The sequence below is a fragment of the Phytobacter sp. V69 genome, from assembly GCF_965644215.1.
Taxonomy (GTDB): Bacteria; Pseudomonadota; Gammaproteobacteria; order Enterobacterales; family Enterobacteriaceae; genus Phytobacter.
Genome location: NZ_CBFFRL010000282.1, coordinates 1 through 4713 on the forward strand (window position 1 = coordinate 1; position 4713 = coordinate 4713).

General features: G+C 55.0%; 4 protein-coding genes. 2 read left to right on the forward strand and 2 right to left on the reverse strand.

From position 1 onward, the window contains the following. Window positions 1-291: 291 nt before the first annotated feature. Complete coding sequence (locus ACSZPU_RS23545) at window positions 292-1524, reverse strand: MFS transporter (RefSeq protein WP_499003865.1); 1233 nt, start codon at window positions 1522-1524, stop codon at window positions 292-294. Window positions 1525-1803: 279 nt separating this feature from the next. Between ACSZPU_RS23545 and ybjG the strand changes: the two genes are divergently transcribed. Together ybjG and deoR are read left to right on the forward strand one after the other, a co-directional pair. Then, the gene (ybjG, locus tag ACSZPU_RS23550) at window positions 1804-2412 is read left to right on the forward strand and encodes an undecaprenyl-diphosphate phosphatase (protein WP_499003868.1); all 609 of its coding nucleotides are present in this window, start codon (window positions 1804-1806) and stop codon (window positions 2410-2412) included. Window positions 2413-2477: 65 nt separating this feature from the next. After that, entirely contained in the window at window positions 2478-3236 is a 759-nt protein-coding gene (gene deoR / locus ACSZPU_RS23555) for a DNA-binding transcriptional repressor DeoR (RefSeq protein ID WP_499003871.1), read from the forward strand. A gap of 31 nt (window positions 3237-3267) precedes the next feature. Here the strand turns inward: deoR and dacC are convergent, their stop codons facing one another. After that, window positions 3268-4467 (reverse strand): serine-type D-Ala-D-Ala carboxypeptidase, encoded by a 1200-nt coding sequence (gene dacC / locus ACSZPU_RS23560; RefSeq protein ID WP_499003874.1) that lies wholly within the window; start codon window positions 4465-4467, stop codon window positions 3268-3270. Between the last annotated feature and the right edge of the window lie 246 nt (window positions 4468-4713).

A 4713-nucleotide genomic window follows, 5' to 3' on the forward strand; every position in this document is an offset into this window, starting at 1 on the left:
GCGGGCATCGTGAAAAGTCTATGTCAAAGAAAGGGTTATGTTCTCATAATTGACGATTAAATCGCACCTTCCCTAACGTTCTTTCTGAATAGTTTGCGCACAGGCAGATTGGTCGTGCTCAATGAGATCGTTATCAAAGATACGCGGTTTCAGCGAGCGTGGCACATCGGAAGTGATAGCAGATATGTCGGTATAATCTTAGCAGGAATAATGAGTTACTCAGGAAAACGTAGGGGGCAGGGATGACCATCACTATGAGATTGACGATCGCCCCTCACCCACCGGGCAGATTTAGCTTTCGAGCGTGTTCCCGACGCTTTTGTCACGCAGGAAGATTACCATCAGCCCCAGCCAGAACAGGCCGTTGAGCAGATTAAAGACGCTGAACAGGCCGTTGCCGCCAATCATATATGCATGTTTGCTGAGTTCGATACCGACGGTGAAAATTAGCATTTGCAGCATCCCCATTGCCGCCGAAACGGCCCCTTTGCTGACATCGCTGGCAAACAACGTCAGGCGTACCAGCCCGGCGTTAGCCAGACCGATACCAAAGGCGTAAAGGCTCAACCCCGCCGTCATCCACAAATAGGCATGCGAAGAGGCTACCGTCGCAACGGCCGCCAGGATAAGTCCGGCCACAATCGGCCAGCCGCCAAGAATAATCAGCGAACGCACGGTACGGCGTGAGGTCAGCCGTGCCAGCACCAGGTTGCCGACAATCAGCGCGCCGAAAATCGGCACCTGCAGCAATCCATATTCGTAGCTGCTGAGCTGCTCGCCGCTAATGATGATGATCGGCGACTGGGCAATCCACGCCAGCAATGGCAGGGTGACAAAACCGGTTGCCAGCGCCCCGGCCACGAAACGGATGTTTTTCATCACCAGCGCATAGTCGTGCCACAGAGCTTTGAGCGAAAGCGGCTCACCCAGTCGGGTGGCGGTTTCCGGCATCGCCCGCTGCAGGCCAACAAACGACTCTGCCGCCAGGACGGCAAAGAGGACAAACATCCCCTGCCACGGCGCGGCATGCACCCACGCGGCACCGACCAGCGGGCCAAGTAATGGTGCAATCAGCGCCACGTTGGCCATCAACGCGGTGATCTTAATACACACCGCCTCTTCAAAGGACTCCTGAATAGCCGCATAACCCACCGCGCCAATAAAACACAGGCTGATCCCCTGCAAAAAACGCAGCAGGGTGAACTGCTCAATGTTTTGCGCCAACAGGGTGGCAAGACAGGTCACCACAAACCACACCACTCCGGTCAACATCACCGGGCGACGGCCAATACGGTCCGACAACGGCCCCAGCAGCCACTGTAAAAACATGCCGCCCGCAAGATAGGCAGTCATTGAGGTCGGCACCCACTCAATCCCGGCCTGATATTGCTCCACCACGGCCAGCATGCCGGGCTGAATCATATCGTTGGCAATATAGGTTGAGAATTCGTACAGGACCAGACAAAGGGGAAATAGCAGTGCCTGACGTCCCAGGCGGCGACCAGTGAGGGTATGGTTTTGCATGCAATCTCTTTTACGTGAAAAATCGCGCAGAGTGTAATCAAAGCGGCCGGTCGGCGATAGCGAATTGTGCTGCCCTCGCCGTGGAAAGCACTTTTTTCAACCTTAAGGTTGCCTTAATCATCCACGCGTACCGTGTCACTAATATGAAATAAACGGCTTAAGAATCGTCTAACTCTCCGTGAAATAAGATGAAACGACTTTACCGTTCATCACGCCGCTTTTAAGGTGAGCGTTGTCATCAAAAATTCACGACAGATACCGCCCGGAGTCATAAAGAGCATGTTGGAAAATCTGAATTACACGCTGTTCGCGATGATTAACGCCACGCCTGATTCACCGGCATGGATGATTTCCCTCGCACGGTTTATCGCCAACGATTTAATCAGCATCGTGCCAATACTCGCCGCCGGGCTGTGGCTTTGGGGTCCGCGTAAACAGCTTAGCGCACAGCGCCAGTTAGTCATTAAAGTCACAATGGCAATGGCGGTCAGCATGACACTTTCGCTGCTGTTGGGGCATTTCTTCCCCCACAACCGTCCGTTTGTGGATCACATCGGCTACAACTTCCTGGCCCATTCACCGGATTACTCGTTCCCGAGCGATCACGGCACGATCATTTTCACCTTCGCCGTTGCCTTTATTGCCTGGCACCGGGCGTGGTCCGGCGCGGTACTGATGCTGATTGCGCTGGCGATTGCCTGGTCTCGCGTTTACGTGGGCGTTCACTGGCCGATGGATATGCTCGGCGGGTTAATGGTCGCCCTCTGCGGTTGCCTGACGGCACAAATGCTGTGGCAGTCCTTCGGCAATGCCCTGCTGCGCGTTGTACAGCAGCTTTATCGCCTCTGTTTTGCCTTTCCGATTCGTCGGGGTTGGGTACGTGACTAAGCCCGACGGCAAAGGTAAGATGAACGCCCTGCTAAACGCGGGGCTTTCTTTTATTCAGGGGTAATATGGAAACAAGACGTGACGAACGGATAGGCCAGTTACTGTCGGCGCTCAAGCGTAGCGATAAGCTGCATTTGAAAGAAGCCGCTGCTCTGCTGGGTGTTTCAGAAATGACCATTCGCCGCGATCTTAGCGCCAACAGTGCGCCGGTTGTGCTACTGGGCGGCTATATCGTGCTCGAACCGCGCACCGCCAGCCATTACCTGTTAAGCGATCAGAAAACCCGCCTGGTGGACGAGAAGCGCCGTGCGGCAGAGCTGGCCGCAAAACTGGTGCAATCGCATCAGATGGTGTTCTTCGACTGCGGTACCACCACGCCGTGGATCATCGAAGCCATTCCGGCCGACCTGCCCTTCACCGGGGTGTGCTACTCCCTGAACACGTTTCTTGCCCTGCAGGAAAAACCCCAGTGCCGGGCCATCTTAAGCGGCGGAGAATTCCACGCCAGCAACGCCATTTTTCAGCCGCTCAATTTCAAAGAGACACTGAGCTATCTGCGCCCGGATATCGCCTTTTATTCTGCCGCCGGGGTTCACGTTGAGCAGGGCGTCACCTGCTTTAATCTGGAAGAGTTGCCGCTGAAACACTGGGCGATGGCCAGCGCACAGTTTCACGTGCTGGTGGTCGATCACAGCAAGTTCGGCAAGGTGCGTCCGGCGCGTATGGGGGATTTAAACCATTTTGATGCCATTGTCAGCGACTGCCGCCCGGACGATACGCTGGTCGAGTTCGCCAAAGCCGAGCAGATCAAACTGGTCTTCTGACCGTGCCCGCAAGGGGCACGGTACGTTGTTATCACGCGAACCAGCCAAACCACTGGTGGAATTTCATCAGGACAAAATCCCACATCCGGCTAAAGAATCCGCCCTCTTCAACCGCTTCCATCACGATAAGCGGACGCTTCTCAATGGATTGCCCGTTAAGCTGGAAGTCGATGGTGCCGACCACTTGTCCCTGTTTCAGCGGCGCGGTTAACTGCGGGTCGGTAAGTGTGTAAGACGCTTTCAGGTTTTTCAACTGCCCTTTCGGGATGGTGACCGAACCGGCCTCCCCCGCGCCCAGTTTTGCTTCGCTCTGCGTGCCAAACCAGACGCGCTGATTGACAAATGTCGCGTCAGGCTTGATAGGCGTCACCGTTTCAAAGAAGCGGAAGCCCCACATCAGCAGCTTTTCCGACTCGTTGAACCGGATGCGGTCGGTTTTCGCCCCCAGCACCACGGAAATCAGGCGCATGTCGCCCATCGTTGCCGAGGCCACCAGGTTGTATCCTGCACCATCCGTCGTCCCGGTTTTCATCCCGTCGACATTCATGCTGGTGCTCCACAGCAGACGGTTACGGTTCGGCTGACGAATCTTGTTGAAGGTGAACTCTTTCTCTTTGTGGATCGCGTACTCGTCCGGCACGTCGTGAATCAGCGCCTTGCCGAGCAGCGCCATATCGCGCGCGGTACTGAACTGCCCCGGCGCATCCAGCCCGTGAACGGTTTTGAAAGTGGTGTTGGTCAGGACCAGCTTCTGCGAATAGCCGTTCATCAGGCTGACGAACGAATCCTGGCTGCCCGCCACAAAATCGGCGATGGCGATACTGGCGTCATTGCCGGACTGAATAATGACCCCTTTGTTGAGGTCGGCCACCGAGACCTGATCACCCGGTTTGAGGAACATCAGCGAGGAGCCGCGCAGCACCGGGTTTCCGGTCGCCCAGGCATCCTTACCGACCGTTACGGTGTCGGTCAGGTGAATTTTCCCTGCCTTCAACGCTTGTCCAACAACGTAACTGGTCATCAATTTGGTGAGACTGGCAGGGTCCAGTTTCTCATCGGCATTTCCTTCTGCCAGCACCTTGCCGCTGGCATAATCCATCAGGATCCAGGCGCGGGCATCCACAGGCGGAGCCTCCGGCGCTTGTTCCACTGCATAGAGAGAAGGTGAAAAGAGAACGATCAATGCGGCTCCCGCTGCCAGGCCGCGTGGGGATAAAGAAAAATGCGTCATATAGGCCACCCAGGTATCCATTCTGAAATCAACGTCGCACCACCGTGCCGCAACAAGCCGTGAGTAATAGCGCATAACCAGCGTGAATAAAAGCACTGGAAAGTAAAGTTTATGCAATAACATATTGTTGCGCTTCAGTGCGTGGATATTTTTGTAAATCGTTGCCAGAACGTTAGATAGTGTCGTCACGAGGATAAAAATCATTGATAATAGGGCCTTCTAATCAGAAGGCCCTATTATCATGAC